The sequence below is a fragment of the Rhizobium fabae genome, from assembly GCF_003985135.1.
Taxonomy (GTDB): domain Bacteria; phylum Pseudomonadota; class Alphaproteobacteria; order Rhizobiales; family Rhizobiaceae; genus Rhizobium; species Rhizobium pisi.
Genome location: NZ_ML133660.1, coordinates 42,231 through 57,050, shown reverse-complemented (window position 1 = coordinate 57,050; position 14,820 = coordinate 42,231). Strand labels below are relative to the sequence as shown.

The window sequence follows — 14,820 nt, the reverse complement described above, 5'->3', positions numbered from 1 at the left end:
TGTGCGCTCAGCTTCTGTTGCTCTTCGCTAACGCTCCGTGGGCAGTTGCAACGTTTTCGCGGCATTCCTACGTATCCACCAGATGGAGCGAGGGTGGGAAATCGATGGGGAATTCGCCCTTCTGGTGACGGGCGCGCTCTTGCTTATCCTGGCCATCATCTTCATACCTCGCGCTCTATGCAGACTGGCAGGCTGGGGCTGGCGGCTTTTTCGGCCTCGCGCTGGTGACAGGGTGAACGCCGGATCGGCCGAAGCGCGACTCAGGATCACACCTTAGGGGCGGCCGTTATGACCGGCTGGCGGCATTGCATAGGTGCTCAGTGGCCTTCGATCTCAGCCACGGCCAGATCAAACCGGCCGGCTTGAAGTGCTTCCCGCTTTATGCGGAATTGTATGAGCCCGAGGTCCCACCACATGAAGCGCGGGCCATCACAATCGCTGCAGAGCTGCAGCAGCAGAACGTCATCATCTTCGAGGTCGGATTGTATGCCGTCGCCACTCCCGAACATTCGGTGTGACAAGTATCCCCTCAGCCTAAGCTCATTGGCAGGGTCGCCGGCGGCGAGCAGTTCCGGTTCCTTTTCTGCGATGCCAGGAAAATCGGAAAGCAGGGTCGTCAAAGATGCGCGTAGGGCAGATTCGACATCAGGGTGCGAACCCCAGGCTCCCGCTTCCTTTTCGAGCAGGCGATTCTGCTCCAAGACATCCAGGACCTTTCCTCGAACTTCAGGCGAAAGCCTGGTTTCCCTGCCCATTGCAATGAGGTCTTGCGTAAGAGCGACCGCTTTTGCCTTCCAGTCGTTGTAAGGTTGCAGCAATGCGTCGGAATATTTGCCGTGGCTGGCGAGAACGGTTTCGATTGGCAATATATTCTCGAACCAACCGTTTCTCACTTCGTTCAAGAGCATGACGGCGTCTTCTACATGGTACGGCAAGCTCTCCGGCTTCAACTTGACTCTGGATCGATACCAGTTTTCCTGCTCCTCGGCGCGCAACATCGAGAGGCACTCGTGTGCCAGCTCGTTGACGTCGGACAGTTCGATATCCGCTCTGTTTTGTGGAGCTCGGCTTCGTACAGTCTCCGGAACCTTCTCTGTTTTTGGTTCGAACGGATTTATCTCTTTCCATAAATCTCGAATGACATCGGCAATGCCATGTGAGCGTTCGGGCTCAGCTGGCTCCTCGACAAGAGCATCCTCGAAAGGTCGAAGTCGAGGATCATCCGGGCCTGAAAATTGCGGCATGTCCCACACGTCAATGACGGTGAAGCGAATGGTGCATTTCGGAAAAAGCTCGCCTGTGGGGGCGTCCGGATTTCGATATTGGCTTGCCGGTGTTTGACTGTAACCCAGGTTGTCGATCATCCAGCCGGCGTCTTCCGGAGCCGCGCGGCCGGGTAAATCCGCGGCATTGCCGGGATAATAGAGGACGCGCCAGGCGACTGAATCGTAGGATTGGAGCGGTTCATTTGATTGCGACAATGCGAAGAAATACAGCATGCCGGACTTTGGAAGCGCGTCGCGCGCCTCGATCCTCGGGAGCTCCTCGAGATTGATTTGCGCCAGGAAATCCAACGATGCCGTTGTGCCATCCTCGAAATCAATCGTGGGCCAATCCAGGGTCGGAGGAAGGTTAGGTTTTCCTCCTATCTGTGACAGGAGCCGCGTGGTTTGATCCGGCGGCCAGATCCGATCCAACCTGATGCTTTTGGAGCAGTGAGGGCGCATCAGCGCGGCCGCTTCCTCCAGGGTGACGGGCGACGGCATCTGATTGATCATCTCGTGTTCTTCCAAGTCTATAAATGGCAAGCGGTGCTGACCCGCGGAATCAGCTCCGCCTGAGGGCTCCGCACTATCTCGCGGGTACACCAAAAAATCGTAAAGTCGTTTGCTCCTTTGGCCACCATCGGGTGCGGCGCAAGGACGCTTCAGCAAGCCGTTGAGGGAGTGTCGAAGCGCCTGAAGACGGCGAGATCGACGGGGGAAATCCGCCGTCTGCGGTATCGTTTGCGGTTACGCTTTCAGCGCCGCGGCGTAATCGGCCGCGTAGGTCTTCAGCGGGCGCGGGGCCTTGCCGGTCAGCGTCTCGACATCGTTGGTGACGACAGCCGTCCAGCCCTGGCGGACCGGGTAGAAGATCGAGGCGAGGAAGCTTGCGTAATCGGCCGGCACGCCGGCGCCGGTGAGGATGGCGATGAAGGCTTCGTCGGATATGGCGTCATAGGCGATCGGCTTGCCTGTTGCCTCGGAGAGGATTGCCGCGGCTTCCTCGTAGGACAGGGCTTGCGGGCCGGTCAGGTTGAACGCCTTGCCGTCGAAGGCCGAGGAGGTGAGCGCGGCGACGGAACTTGCCGCGATATCGCGGGCGTCGATGAAGCTCGATTTGCCGTCGGCGGCGGGAACCGCGATCTGGCCATGGTCGATGCCTGGCTTCCAGAAGGTGTGGAAATTATCGGCGAACCAGTTCGGGCGCAGGATGACGTAAGGCGTGCCTGACTTTTCCAGCGCGATCTCCACCTGGCGATAGGGGATGGAATCGTCGGCATCGACGCCGAAGACGCTCTGGAGGACGACCTTCACCTTGCGCTCGGCGGCTGCTTCGATGATGGGCAGCAGCAGGCCCTTGGCATCGACATGGCCGGAGGCCAGCAGCACATGGGCGCGGTCGACGCCTTCGAAGGCCGGGCCGTAGGTTTCCGGCCGGCCATATTCGAAGACGACGCCTTCGGCACCCGCGACCGGCTTGCCGGAGCGCGAAGCGGCCTTGACGGCCTCGCCCTTCGCCAGAAGCCCATCCACCACATGCCTGCCGACGGTGCCCGTCGCGCCGAGGACCAGAATCTTGTTGCTCATGCCAATCTCCTTGGTATCTATTGGAAACTATCTTCCGATAGGATAGATACAGGTAATTCAGGATGGGAAAAGAGAGCACTTTTTCGTAACATGGTTTCGTCAGGGAAACCGGACCCGGGAAAGGGGAGAGCCGATGACGCCGATGCAACAGGCCTATGACGTCTATGAGGATCGCTGCCCGACGCGGCTGGTGCTGGACCGGCTTGCCGACAAATGGGCGGTGCTCATTCTCGACCGGCTGCAAGGCGGGCCGGTGCGCTTCAACCATATCCGCCGCGATATCAAGGGCATATCGCAGAAAGTTCTTGCGCAGACGCTACGGAAGCTGGAGCGCAACGGGCTGATCTCGCGCACGATCTTCCCGACCGTGCCGGTGACCGTGGAATACGCGCTGACGCCGCTCGGATCCACCCTGACGGAGACGGTTTCGGCCCTTGCCCATTGGGCGGAGAAGAACATGGATGCGATCTTTGCGGCGCAGCGCGCTTATGATGAGGCGCATCCGGGGTGAGGGTGTTATGCGCTGCCTTGGAAGACTATAACATGCGGGCGAGGCAACGGCTGCTCTCCGAAAAATCCGGCAGTTGGGAAACGACTGCTTTCCGGTATGGGGCCGAAGCGCGAATTCGATCAAGTTGTGCGGATTCTATTTATCTACCGCAAGTAAATGAACGTCATATTGCGAACAACTGAGAGGGAGAGGTGCGACGGCGCCGACCAGCACCATTACTTTGAGGGTCATTTCGCATGAAAAATTGGTTGCGCTACTGGTCGGCTTTTATCGGCTTTACCCTGTTTGGGCCTCTCCTGCTGAGCTACCATATGGTGTATCTGGTTCGAGGAGAGCTACCTGGCAAGTCGTCGATGATCACGGCCGCCGATGAACCGTTGCTCTTCTTTCCTCTGATCCTCATTCTTCTTGGTTTTAGTCTCCTTTTGACAGGTCTCAGCCTCCTGGTCGTGCTCGGACGTATTCGCGGGTAATTACGACGTTGAAGAGCAAGAGATCACTCGACCTGGATATGGATATGGTCGTCGTGGCGAGCGGCGCGGCAGCCTTGGAAGCGGACGTGGGTGTCGGTAATCCCGAGCGCGTTCTTCAGATGCGGCTCGATGAAGATCTTCTCAAGGTGGAAGCGGGTCACGCCTTCCGTCGTCAGCCAGGCGATCATGGCCGACATGCGCTGTTCCTCGAGTCCGTAGGCCGGAAAGAGAGGCTGGAGCGCATCGAAATCCCAGCGGGTGGTGAGCCAGTCGTTGCGGCCCGCGCAAGGCAGTTCGTCGCCGGGGGCGGGTTCTTCGAAGGCGAAATAGCCGATCGGGGAGCGGGTGACGCCATTGAGGAAATGGCCTTCGGCATCCTTGTAATAATAGGCGAAGTCGAGCTTCCTGCCGTCGGCATGCGACAGATGCGGCAGGAGCGGGAAGCCGTTCATGAAGGGGAAATTCGCGTCCAGCGCCACGGTGACGGTTCCCGGAAATTCCTGGTCCATATGGGCGGCGAGCGCCATTGCCAGATCGCGGACCTCTGGTGTGACATAGTTTCGGTTGAGCGCGCAGTAGATCGGGGAGCGGACCACGAGATGATCCGCGGCGCCTGACAGGCAGGAGAGGGGAACCCGGCCGAACATCGGCGCGGCGAGGCTGGCGGCGAATGTCGCGCCGGCATAACACAGCAGGAAGAGCGCGAGCTTTGTGGGAAAACGGATGCGCCAGATGCGCGATACGGCGAGAGCAAGCAGATAGGCGATGCCGCCGATCTGGGTGAGCAGCGTCAGGATGAGGACGATCAGGGCGTGGAGAGTGAAGCGGAGCACCGGGCGGCCTTGCGGAGGGGACGTGGCATTGCCATAGGCGAGGGGGTGGGGTTGCGCAAGGTGGTCGGGCCGCCTTGTCCTTCGAGGTCCCTGCGGGGCAGCTCAGCAGGATGAGGTTTTTGGACGCGAATATCTTCCTCCGCCTTTACCGGCGTGCCGTGTGGCAACCCCCCTCTGTCCTGCCGGACATCTCCCCCACAAGGAGGGAGATCGGCAAGAGGCAACGCCCCGCCCTAAATTTACGGAATTAGGGAGCAGCTGCCACCGGCTCCGATTTCCTGGCTTTGAAGCGCCTGCTCCACATCGGCCGCTGAAGTGTCGAGCGGTCTAACGCCTCAATCGATCGATGCCATTCCATCGATCCTGATTTCAATTGAGCATCCGGCTGGGACATCGCTTTCGCTCCATACGCAACCACTCCAGAGGATCGCGATAGTGACGCCAATTGTTTGGGGAAGCCCGTGAGCCCAGCCGATCTCCCCACCTGTGGGGGAGATGCCCGGCAGGGCAGAGGGGGGTACCACGCGGCACTCACATTTCTGAGACGCGCATCCTCCGCACGCTGCGTTATGCAGCAACGGCAGCGTACAGGGTAGGCTCTCTCGCAGCGGCGCCGCCCTCGCTTGCAACCTTTCGGCTTTCCGAATTGACAGCATCAATTACCTGACCTAAGTCAGATAATATGGTTTCCGATCCCGTCTCCCGCGTCCGCCGTTTCAACCGTGCCGTCACCACCGAGGTCGGTGCGCTTGATACGTCTTTCCTCGGGCGCGGCCGTCCGTTGGGGGCGGCTCGTGTTCTTAATGCGATCGGCAAGGGGCAGTCGGATGTTGCGGCGATCCGGGATTATCTTGGTCTGGACTCGGGCCTGATGAGTCGTCTGTTGCGCAGCCTGGAGGAGGAGGGGTTGATCGAGACGGTTGCGAATGCCGAGGATGGGCGACGGCGCGTTGCCGGGTTGACGGAGGCCGGCCGTGGCGAATTCGAGGCCTATGAAGCGCTTTCCAATGCGCAGGCGGAAGGGTTTCTCAAGCGCCACCGCCGTCCGGAAGAGCTGCTGCGCGCCATGGATATTGTCGCCGCCTCGCTCAAGCGCGACCAGATCGTGATCGAGGAGAAAGACCCCCGGCACGAAGATGCGCTTTATTGCCTTGGCGAATATTATGCCGAACTCGCGCGCCGCTTCGAGAAGGGGTTCAACGTATCGCTTTCGCGCGATCCCGATGCCGGGGATATGATCCGTCCGCGCGGGGTCTTCCTGGTGGCGATGTTGGACGGTCTGCCGATCGGCTGTGTCGGGCTGAAGGGCGGCGGCGAGATCGCGGAGATCAAGAGGCTCTGGGTCGCCCCGTCGGCGCGGGGGCTCGGCCTGGCGAAACGCCTGATGACCGATGTCGAGGAGATCGCCCGCGGGCTCTCCTTTCAGCTTCTGCGCCTGGATACGAACAGCGCACTGCCCGAGGCGCAGCAGCTTTATCGCGGCAGCGGCTGGAACGAGATCGACCGTTTCAACGACGACCCCTATCCGGATACGTTTTTCGAAAAGCGCCTTTGAGCAGTGGCTCCAGCGCCGCATGATTGATTCATGCGGCGCGCTTTTGCTCTAAAGCGCGTCGCGATCTTTCAGATTCGCTTGCCGCACTTTAGGTCTTTGTTTTCGCATGTCTTTAGCGCAAAACCGCTGCACACTTTTGCGCGACATGCTTTAGGCGGGCGATGGCGCCATCACATGCGCATCGACAGCTCGATATCCTCTGCAAATGGCGTCGACAGATAGCCTGACGCCGGCTGGCGCACGCGGGCGAGGTATTCAGGGCTGACGTCGGCGTTATCGGCGATGATGAGCGCGCCTGGGCTCAGCCGGTCTTCCACCAGTTCCAGGATGTCGCGATAGAGCGCTTTGGCTCCGTCCAGGAACAAGAGGTCGATTGTCTCAGGCAGATCCGTGCTCAGGGTCTGGAGGGCATCGCCTTCGCGGATCTCCACGAGATCGATGAGGCCGCCGGCCGTCAGGTTAGCGCGGGCGCGGGCGAGCTTCGATGGCTCGAACTCGCTGGTGATCAGCCGGCCGCCGCCATTGTCGCGCAAGGCGGCGGCGAGATGGAGGGTCGAGATGCCGAAGGATGTGCCGAATTCGACGATCACCCGCGCGCGGCTGCTGCGCGCCAGCATGTAGAGTAGCGCGCCGGCCTCCCTGGAGACGGGCAGCCAGAGGTCCTTCAGGCGCCCGTAGAGCTCGAGATATCCGGTCTTGCTGCCGATCAGGCGCATCCGCTCCTCGCTCGACAAGCCAGATGTCGAAGGGCCTGGGGCCGCCGCGGCTTCCTCAAACAGGCGGTCGAGCAGTGGCGCCAGCGGGGCGGTGGTCAATGTCGTCATTGGGGTCATCTCCTTGAAATCGGCAGGTTCTTGCCTGGAGTTGAAAATACGAGTAATTCGTCGCATCTGCTATTCGCATTGCGGAGCTTTGCCATGACCGATCGTCCAAGAGCCCGGATTTCCTCACGAAAACAGCCCAAGCAGGCCCGCTCGAGCGAGCTCGTGGCGGCGATCCTGGATGCCGCTGCTCAGGTTTTGGCGCGGGAAGGCGCACAGCGCTTCACCACGGCGCGGGTGGCTGAAAGGGCGGGCGTCAGCATCGGATCGCTCTACCAGTATTTCCCCAACAAGGCGGCGATCCTCTTCCGGCTGCAGAGCGACGAGTGGCGGCAGACGACCGACATGCTCGGCGGCATTCTTGCCGATGCGCAAAAGCCGCCGCTCGCGCGGCTGCGCAGCCTGGTCCACGCATTCCTGCGCTCGGAATGCGAGGAGGCGGCAATGCGCGTGGCGCTCCATGATGCCGCGCCGCTTTATCGCGATGCGCCGGAGGCGTTGGCGGCGCGGGCATCGGGAGACCGCATCGTCGAGCTGTTCATGCTGGAAGCGCTGCCTTGCGCGCCGGAGGCGACACGGGCGCTCGCCGGCGACCTGATCTCGACGACGCTCGGCAATGTGGGAAAGCAGTTTTCGGAGACTGAGCGAAGCCTTGGCGAGATCGAAGCCTATGCGGATGCCATGGCCGATATGTTTTGCGCCTACCTGGAAGCGCTTGGGGCTGGCGGGCAGGGAGCGTGACATCTCCCGGTGGTGCGCCCGCCTCGTCCTTCGAGGCCCCTCCGGGGCACCTCAGGATGAGGCTCTCTCTGGGGCTTGGTGCGCTCTGGGACTTGGTGCGGCATTCTCCCATGCCCCTCATGCTGAGGTGCGCAGCCCGGGAGGGCGGAGCCTCGAAGCACGCGCTCCGACGCTGCTCCTTGCATCCATCAAGTGGGCAGATATCAGTCGCGGGCCATCTGCACTGACAGCTCGGCGAAAAACGTCTCGTGAGGGGTGTTCATCTGGACGAGGTCGACGGCGATGGTGACGGCGCGGCGGCCTTCGGGGCTGTCGATGTCGAGTTTCCTCTCGCTGCACCATTGCCGAACGGCATCGGTGACGATCGATATCTCGCAGTCGTCGAGGGAGATGAGTGACAGCAGCATTTGGCGCCCTCCATGAAAGCGGCAGAAGACGTATGATCTCTCAAGCGGTCTCGCCGATGATCCCATGGGCCGATGACGGCTACATTACGCTCCTCGCGCCGCAAATCCAGAGCTATTTTAATACGATTTGATGATGCTCCGAGGGCGCTTGCAGCGGCGATGCGACTGCCGGCACTTGCGGCCATCGAGGCCGCAAGTGCACCGCGGGATGTGCCGAGAGGGCTTATTTCGCCAGCACGATATGCGTGGCGTGTTCGCTTGCGACATGTTCGGTGACGCGGAAGCCCAGTGCGGGCAGGTCGATGCCTGAAAACATCGCTTCGCCCTGGCCGAGGACGACGGGGGAGACGGCGAAGTGCAACTCGTCGATCAGGCCGGCCTGGAGATATTGGCGCACGGTCGACACCCCGCCGCCGATCTTGACGTCCTTGGCGCCGGCCGCAGCCTTGGCCTTTTCGAGCGCCTCATGAATGCCGCCGGTAATGAAGTAGAAGGTGGTGCCGCCTTCCATGACGATCGGCTCGCGCGGGTAATGCGTCAGGATATAGGTCGGCGTGTGGTAAGGCGGGTTCGGACCCCACCAGCCTTTCCAGGCATCATCCGGCCACTCGCCGCGGATCGGGCCGAACATGTTGCGGCCGAGGATGAAGGCGCCGAAATTGGCCATGGCGCGCGACGCATAGTCTTCGTCGATGCCTGAGGAGCCGTCGTCCTTGCCCGTCATGGCGCGGAAGGTGCGGGTGTGGAAGAACCATTGGAACATATCAGGCCCCCGCTTTCCCAAGGGATCGTTGAGGCTTTGTTCCGGCCCGGCGCCGAAACCATCCACGGAAACGGAAAACCCTGCGACGCGTACTTTCGACATGAATTCCTCCATCTGATTGTGAAATGAAACTAGTTGTCTTCTCGCATAAGCGATCCTATAATGCAACTGGTTTTTGCTGGAGATGCTTCGTGGATATAGAATTGCGGTCGGGCTGCCCGATCAACCTGACGATGGAAGTGCTGGGCGACCGATGGAGCCTGATTATCATCCGCGACATCATGTTCGGCAACCGCCGCCATTTCCGCGAACTCCTGACCCATTCGCAGGAGGGGATCGCCTCCAATATCCTGGCTGCCCGGCTGAAGCGGCTGCTCAAGCTCCGCTTCATCAGCAAACGGGACGATCCAAGCCACAGCCAGAAGGCGATCTACAGCCTGACGGAGCCGGCAATTCAGCTCGTTCCGCTCTTTGCCATGATCGGCGCCTGGGGGCGGCGTCACCTGCCGGTGACCGAGGATCTGAGCATTCGCGCCCAGTTGCTGGAGGAGGGCGGTCAGCCGCTCTGGGACGAATTCATGCAGGATCTCCGGCAGATCCACATCGTCGATCCGATCGGCGGAGCGAACGGGACTGTGACCTCGCCGGTGCTGGCGAAGCTGACGGCGGCGTTTCTCGAAGTGCGCGCGAGATCGGCGGCGAAGGCGTCGTGATGCTGCGCTGATTTCAAAGACAAGCGGCAGGCTGGCTTGATTGCAGCCGGAATTTACTGTATTAAATTTGAGGTACGTACATCAAATTGCGGACCAATCAGACGGGTCTGATCAAGCGAACTTCGCGAGGCAATAGAATGAACGGGTTCAAGCTTAATCCGGAATTCGTCATCAGAGACGAACAATCTCTTCGAAGTCTGTTCGATGCGACACACGCGCTCGCCCTTCAAAAGTGCCAGGACAGCCTCGGCAAGCATGCCCAGGATTTCATAAGACGCTCTCCATTCCTGTGTATCGGCACGCAGGATCTGAATGGAAAAGCAGATGTCAGCCCCCGCGGCGACCCTGCCGGCTTCGTCAAAATCCTCGACGAGCGCACGCTTGTGATACCCGACCGGCCCGGCAACAACCGCCTCGACACGCTGGTCAATATTCTCGCGAATCCGACGGTTGGACTGTTGTTCATCATTCCGGGGTTTGACGACACATTGCGGGTGAACGGTCGCGCCACTCTGGTGAAGGACGCCGACCTTCTGGCGAGCATGAGTGTCAACGATCGCGCTCCCAAACTCGCCATCGTGGTCGAAGTGAGCGAGGTCTTCATGCACTGCGCCAAGGCGTTTCGGCGCTCTCACTTGTGGAGCCCGGATCATTTCCAGGATCGCACGACGATGCCGTCCCTTCTGAAGATCATTCTGGATGAAACGACCGGGGCGCCGGCCGACGGGAACGAGATGCGCAGGATCGATGAAGATTTGGAGGATGAGTACAAGAGGACACTTTACTAGCGCTGGAGAGCGGCGGGGGTTGTCCCCACCCGTTGTCACATTTCCGGCAGGCCAGCCTTTCGGAAGCCGTCAACAAAGTGGTCTCGTACAGATGCATCGCGCAGAGGCTGGGAGCTGAGCCAATGGCCGATCGTGAAATGAGGGTGAGCGATCAGGAACAATTCTGCTTCCCGCCGCGCCTCCTCACTGTGGCCCAACTGCGCAAGCGTCGCAGCCAGGAATTTGCGTGAGTTGGTACGATACGTGTCTTCCCTGCGGAGGGTAGCGCTTGCCGCCTCATAGTCACGCGCGGCGTATTGCGCCTGCCCAAGATGACAAAGATACCAGCACGCTGGATAGGGATTGAGCCGCAGAGCTTTATCGATCTGCGCCAGTCCATCGGCAACCCTGCCGTCCAGCACGGATACGTCCGACATGGCGGCCCAGGTGTCGGCGTGGTTGGGGTCCAGCTCCAGGGCCTTGGCGAAGGCGGCCTCCGATTCCTCCCATCGCCGCTCATAGGCCAAAATGGTCCCCAGAACGTAACGGCAGCCGGCATCGTTGGGATCCAGGTCGACCGCCTTCTGCGCTGATGTCACCGCCATCCGACGGTTGGGATCTTCGGGCTCGCCGAAATGAGTCCAGGCCAGCCAACGGTTATAGGCGAGCAGACCGAGCGCCTCGGCATAGGATGGCTCGAGCTTGACCGCGCGTTGGAGCAGCATATAGGCCTCGCGCTCAGTTTGCGGCGACTCTTCCGTCAGGAGGCGCGCGCGCACACACAGGTCGTATGCCTCAAAGTTCTTCGGCCGATTGCGCTGCGTCGGGATGGTCAGCCGGCCGACGAGGGCTTCAACAATCTTGGCGTTAACTTCATCCTGTAATTCGAAAACATCTTCCACCGTCCTGTCAAACCTCTCGGCCCACAAGTGCCGGCCGCCAGGCGCGTCGACCAATTGGGCATTGATGCGGACACGGCCCATGGCGCGTCTGGCGCTCCCCTCCAGGACATAGCGGACGCCGAGTTCCTGGGCGACCAGCCGTACGTTGACCGGCATGCCCTTGTAGCCGTACACGGAATTGCGCGCGATGACGAACAAGCCAGCCGTACGGGAAAGGTCGGTGATCAGGTCTTCGGTCAAGCCGTCGACGAAAGGCGCGTCCGCTTCATCCCCACTCATATTCGTGAACGGCAATACAGCGATCGAGGGAATTTCTGGCAGCGGCAATATGCTCTGCAGCGCATCCGGCCAATGCCACACGTGGACCGGGCGAGTCAGGTTCTTCAGGTAGCGTTCGCCTGCATCAAAGAACCGGTCGCCGATCTTGCCGACGATCTCGCCGTGAACACTGGCTGAAATGCAGATACCTCCCGGCGCGGCCTGCGTCTCCAAGCGCGCCGCGACATTGACGCCGTCGCCGAGGACGTCTGAACCGTCGTCAATGACATCACCCAGATTGACGCCGACACGTAAAAGCATGCGCCGGTCTCCGGAAGTCTCAACAGCGGTGGTGGCCCGTTGCATTTCCAACGCTGCTGCGACCGCTTCCACCGCGCTACCGAATTCGATCAGGAAGCCGTCGCCCACGACCTTGAAGATGCGACCGTTGTGGCGCATCACAGCCGGCTCGATAGTGCCAGAACGGAGTTCCCTGAGGTTCGCCAGCGTTGCGACTTCATCTGCCTCCATCAGGCGTGAATATCCCACCACATCGGCAACGACGATGGCGGCAAGGCGACGCTGAAGAGATTGATCCGTCATGTGAGGACAAGCCTAACGACTAAATTAGCAAGTTATTGTTCAACCGCGGATGAGTCAACAAATCGTAAGAGGTAACGTCCAGGCGATCTCCACCACCATCGAGCCGTCATCCTTCTTTGTGACCGACGGCGTCGAGGTGGACGACACTTCTGGCTAACTCTCCAGATGCGGCCAGTCTCCTTCCGGCCCCAAATCGGTCGCTCCTTCACACCGAGCCCAACGACTGCTCCTGGCGCATTGCGGACGATGACCACTGGCTGCGCTTGGGCCAAATGCGGTCAGCGCCGCAGCGCTTTCGGTTGGTGGCATTTGCACCATAATTCCGAAATGTCCGGTCGTGCTCGTTGGTCGCGGGCAACTCTACCTCACGAACAGTATCACCAGCGGGCCGGCCAGCAGGCTGGCGAGGATGAAGGCGGAGAGTAGGTATTTTTCGAGGATGCGGAGGACGGATTTGAGCTGGGGCATCTTGAAGTCCTGAATTGCGATGCCCGATCCTCGGGTGCAACAATTACGGCAGCATGACCGGCTGCCTTTCAACCTCCGCAATGTTGCTGCAACCCTTGCGGCCGAAACCGGGGCGCGAGGGTTGGGTGGGCGATGCGGATTCTGCTGATAGAGGATGAGAGGGAACTGGCCGAGGCGCTGTCTGCGGCGCTCGGCAAGCATGGGATCGTGACCGACCACACGATGCATCTCGGCGATGCGGTGGAGCTGACGCGGCAGAACCTCTACGATGCGATCCTGCTCGACCGGCGCCTGCCCGACGGCGAGGGGCTGCGCTTCATTCCGGAGCTGCGGCGGACGGGGAGGGATACGCCGATCATCGTGCTGACGGCGCGGAACGAGCCGCAGGAACGGGTGGAAGGGCTCGATCTCGGCGCCGACGACTATCTCGGCAAGCCATTCCTGGTCGAGGAACTGATGGCGCGGCTGAGGGCCGTGCTGCGCCGGCCGCCCAATCTTTCCGAGCTCAAGATCACCGCCGGGCGGTTGGTGATCGATCCCCTGCATTTGAGCGTCACCGTCGGCGATACCACGCTCGATCTGCCCCGGCGCGAGCTTCTGGTGCTTGCCGCTCTCGCCAGGCGCAAGGAGAAGACGGTGCTGCGCTCGACGCTGGAGGCGGCGGTCTACAATTACGAAGAGGAAATCCAGTCGAACGCGCTCGACGCGCATATATCGCGGCTGCGCAAGCGGCTGGCCGAAGCCGGCGCCGAGGTTTCGATCCACAACATCCGCGGCGTCGGATATCTGATGAAGGAAGAATGATGGCCGCGGCAGGAAACGCCAATCCGTCGCTCTGGTGGCGGCTCAGCTGGCAGCTCAGCCTCGTCTTTATCGGCGTGGTGACGATTGTTACCATCGGGCTCTGCTTCTATGGTGCCACGATCCTCTCGCCGAACGTCGCGCTGGAGGACCACATCACCGACGTGCTGGCGCGGGCCGTTGCGCTCGATGCCGAAGGGCGGCTCGAAATCAAAGAGACGCCGGAGCTCGACGCACTCAAGCGCGAGTATGACGGACTTTGGTATGTTGCGGCCGTGACGAACGGTTCCTCCGTGTCCTACGGAACCATCCCCGCGGCCTATGGCGAACTTGTGCATCTGACCCATTTGTTCGAAGGGGCCGATATCAGGGGATCGGCGGGCACGGATGAGATCGCCTCGGTCGAAAGCGTAGAGACGCCGATCGGCGAGCTCAGGGTTCTGTTCGGCGGCGTCGCCGACAAGGGCTGGCCCGTCCTGACCCTGATGGGCGCGGTTTATCCGATCTACGTCCCGCTGTTTGCCGTCGCCCTGCCTGCGGTTTTTCTTGCCGTTCCCAGGATCGTCAGGCGCGGCCTTGCCAGCGTCAGCGAGGTTGCCCGCAAGGCGTCGGAGATCGAACCGCGCCGCTACGATGCCCGCCTGCCGCTGGCCGGCATTCCGAGGGAGGTCGCTCCGCTGGTGATCGCCTTCAACGAGGCGCTCGACCGGCTTGAGAACGAGCACCGCAAGCGGCAGCACTTCCTGATCGATGCGGCGCACGAACTGAGGACGCCGATTGCGATCATGCAGACCCGGATCGATGGAACGGCCGAGGGGCAGGAGCGCAGGCGATTGCTCGACGACGTCGCGCGTCTGGCCGAGACGGCCGAGCAACTGCTCGATTTCGAACGCAACGACCAGGCGGCCGATTTGCATGAGACCGTCGATCTCGTCGACATCGCGCGCGGGGTCGTGGCCGATCTTGCGCCGCTTGCAATCGGCGGCGGCTACCAGATCTCGTTTCAGAGCGAAGTCGAGAGCCTGAAACGCAAGGGCAGCCCTTCGGCGCTGCCGCGGGCCGTCAGCAACCTCGTGCGCAACGCCATCGACCATGGCGGCGGCAGCGGCATGATCACCGTTTCCGTCCAGGCTTCCGGCGGCGGGCGCATCAGCGTCGCCGACGAAGGGCCGGGCATTCCGGCCGAACACCGCGAGCAGGTGTTCGAGCCTTTCTACCGCATCACCCCTCGGAGCAGCGGGGCGGGCCTCGGCCTCAGCCTCGTCAAGCAGATCGCGTTGAACCATGGCGGCGAGGTCGGCATCGAGAGCGGTGCTGCCGGCACCGAGGTGACGATCCGGCTCGGATAGACC

Annotated in this window: 15 protein-coding genes; 8 read left to right on the top strand and 7 right to left on the bottom strand. The window is 61.2% G+C overall.

The window, feature by feature from the left end; genetic code table 11:
• Nucleotides 1-317: 317 nt before the first annotated feature.
• Together EFB14_RS27585 and EFB14_RS27580 are read right to left on the bottom strand one after the other, a co-directional pair.
• A complete protein-coding gene (locus EFB14_RS27585) occupies nt 318-1,778 on the bottom strand; it encodes a DUF1963 domain-containing protein (RefSeq protein ID WP_245438316.1) in 1,461 nt (486 codons plus the stop codon).
• A 234-nt stretch (nt 1,779-2,012) separates the two neighbouring features.
• Nucleotides 2,013-2,852: an SDR family oxidoreductase gene (locus EFB14_RS27580; RefSeq protein ID WP_126829651.1), complete on the bottom strand. Its 840-nt coding sequence runs from the start codon at nt 2,850-2,852 to the stop codon at nt 2,013-2,015.
• A gap of 133 nt (nt 2,853-2,985) precedes the next feature.
• Here EFB14_RS27580 and EFB14_RS27575 point away from each other — a divergent pair, with 133 nt between their 5' ends.
• Both EFB14_RS27575 and EFB14_RS27570 read left to right on the top strand, forming a co-directional pair.
• Nucleotides 2,986-3,363, top strand: coding sequence for a winged helix-turn-helix transcriptional regulator (locus EFB14_RS27575; RefSeq protein WP_183605082.1), 378 nt, complete (start codon nt 2,986-2,988; stop codon nt 3,361-3,363).
• A 236-nt stretch (nt 3,364-3,599) separates the two neighbouring features.
• Nucleotides 3,600-3,836, top strand: coding sequence for a hypothetical protein (locus EFB14_RS27570; protein ID WP_126829650.1), 237 nt, complete (start codon nt 3,600-3,602; stop codon nt 3,834-3,836).
• Between the two features lie 23 nt (nt 3,837-3,859).
• Here the strand turns inward: EFB14_RS27570 and EFB14_RS27565 are convergent, their stop codons facing one another.
• Entirely contained in the window at nt 3,860-4,669 is an 810-nt protein-coding gene (locus tag EFB14_RS27565) for a hypothetical protein (RefSeq protein ID WP_126829649.1), read from the bottom strand.
• A gap of 682 nt (nt 4,670-5,351) precedes the next feature.
• Between EFB14_RS27565 and EFB14_RS27555 the strand changes: the two genes are divergently transcribed.
• Complete coding sequence (locus tag EFB14_RS27555; protein ID WP_126829648.1) at nt 5,352-6,224, top strand: helix-turn-helix domain-containing GNAT family N-acetyltransferase; 873 nt, start codon at nt 5,352-5,354, stop codon at nt 6,222-6,224.
• A gap of 170 nt (nt 6,225-6,394) precedes the next feature.
• On the opposite strand, the gene EFB14_RS27545 is transcribed toward EFB14_RS27555, so the two are convergent.
• Nucleotides 6,395-7,048 (bottom strand): O-methyltransferase, encoded by a 654-nt coding sequence (locus EFB14_RS27545; RefSeq protein WP_125848806.1) that lies wholly within the window; start codon nt 7,046-7,048, stop codon nt 6,395-6,397.
• A gap of 93 nt (nt 7,049-7,141) precedes the next feature.
• Between EFB14_RS27545 and EFB14_RS27540 the strand changes: the two genes are divergently transcribed.
• Nucleotides 7,142-7,786 carry a TetR/AcrR family transcriptional regulator gene (locus EFB14_RS27540; RefSeq protein WP_126829647.1) on the top strand — a complete coding sequence of 215 codons (645 nt, stop codon included), beginning with the start codon at nt 7,142-7,144 and terminating at the stop codon, nt 7,784-7,786.
• 203 nt (nt 7,787-7,989) lie between these two features.
• Here the strand turns inward: EFB14_RS27540 and EFB14_RS27535 are convergent, their stop codons facing one another.
• Both EFB14_RS27535 and EFB14_RS27530 read right to left on the bottom strand, forming a co-directional pair.
• Nucleotides 7,990-8,193: a hypothetical protein gene (locus EFB14_RS27535; RefSeq protein WP_125848801.1), complete on the bottom strand. Its 204-nt coding sequence runs from the start codon at nt 8,191-8,193 to the stop codon at nt 7,990-7,992.
• 223 nt (nt 8,194-8,416) lie between these two features.
• Complete coding sequence (locus EFB14_RS27530) at nt 8,417-9,058, bottom strand: dihydrofolate reductase family protein (RefSeq protein WP_126829646.1); 642 nt, start codon at nt 9,056-9,058, stop codon at nt 8,417-8,419.
• An 89-nt stretch (nt 9,059-9,147) separates the two neighbouring features.
• On the opposite strand from EFB14_RS27530, the gene EFB14_RS27525 reads away from it, so the two are divergent.
• Entirely contained in the window at nt 9,148-9,669 is a 522-nt protein-coding gene (locus tag EFB14_RS27525; RefSeq protein ID WP_125848797.1) for a winged helix-turn-helix transcriptional regulator, read from the top strand.
• 137 nt (nt 9,670-9,806) lie between these two features.
• A complete protein-coding gene (locus EFB14_RS27520; protein WP_126829645.1) occupies nt 9,807-10,457 on the top strand; it encodes a pyridoxamine 5'-phosphate oxidase family protein in 651 nt (216 codons plus the stop codon).
• A 35-nt stretch (nt 10,458-10,492) separates the two neighbouring features.
• On the opposite strand, the gene EFB14_RS27515 is transcribed toward EFB14_RS27520, so the two are convergent.
• On the bottom strand, nt 10,493-12,199 hold the full coding sequence (locus EFB14_RS27515) for an adenylate/guanylate cyclase domain-containing protein (RefSeq protein WP_126829644.1): 1,707 nt from the start codon (nt 12,197-12,199) through the stop codon (nt 10,493-10,495).
• A gap of 600 nt (nt 12,200-12,799) precedes the next feature.
• Between EFB14_RS27515 and EFB14_RS27510 the strand changes: the two genes are divergently transcribed.
• A complete protein-coding gene (locus EFB14_RS27510; RefSeq protein ID WP_126829643.1) occupies nt 12,800-13,471 on the top strand; it encodes a response regulator transcription factor in 672 nt (223 codons plus the stop codon).
• On the top strand, nt 13,471-14,817 hold the full coding sequence (locus EFB14_RS27505) for a sensor histidine kinase (protein WP_126829756.1): 1,347 nt from the start codon (nt 13,471-13,473) through the stop codon (nt 14,815-14,817). Before EFB14_RS27510 ends, EFB14_RS27505 begins: the two co-directional genes overlap by 1 nt.
• Nucleotides 14,818-14,820 lie beyond the last annotated feature (3 nt).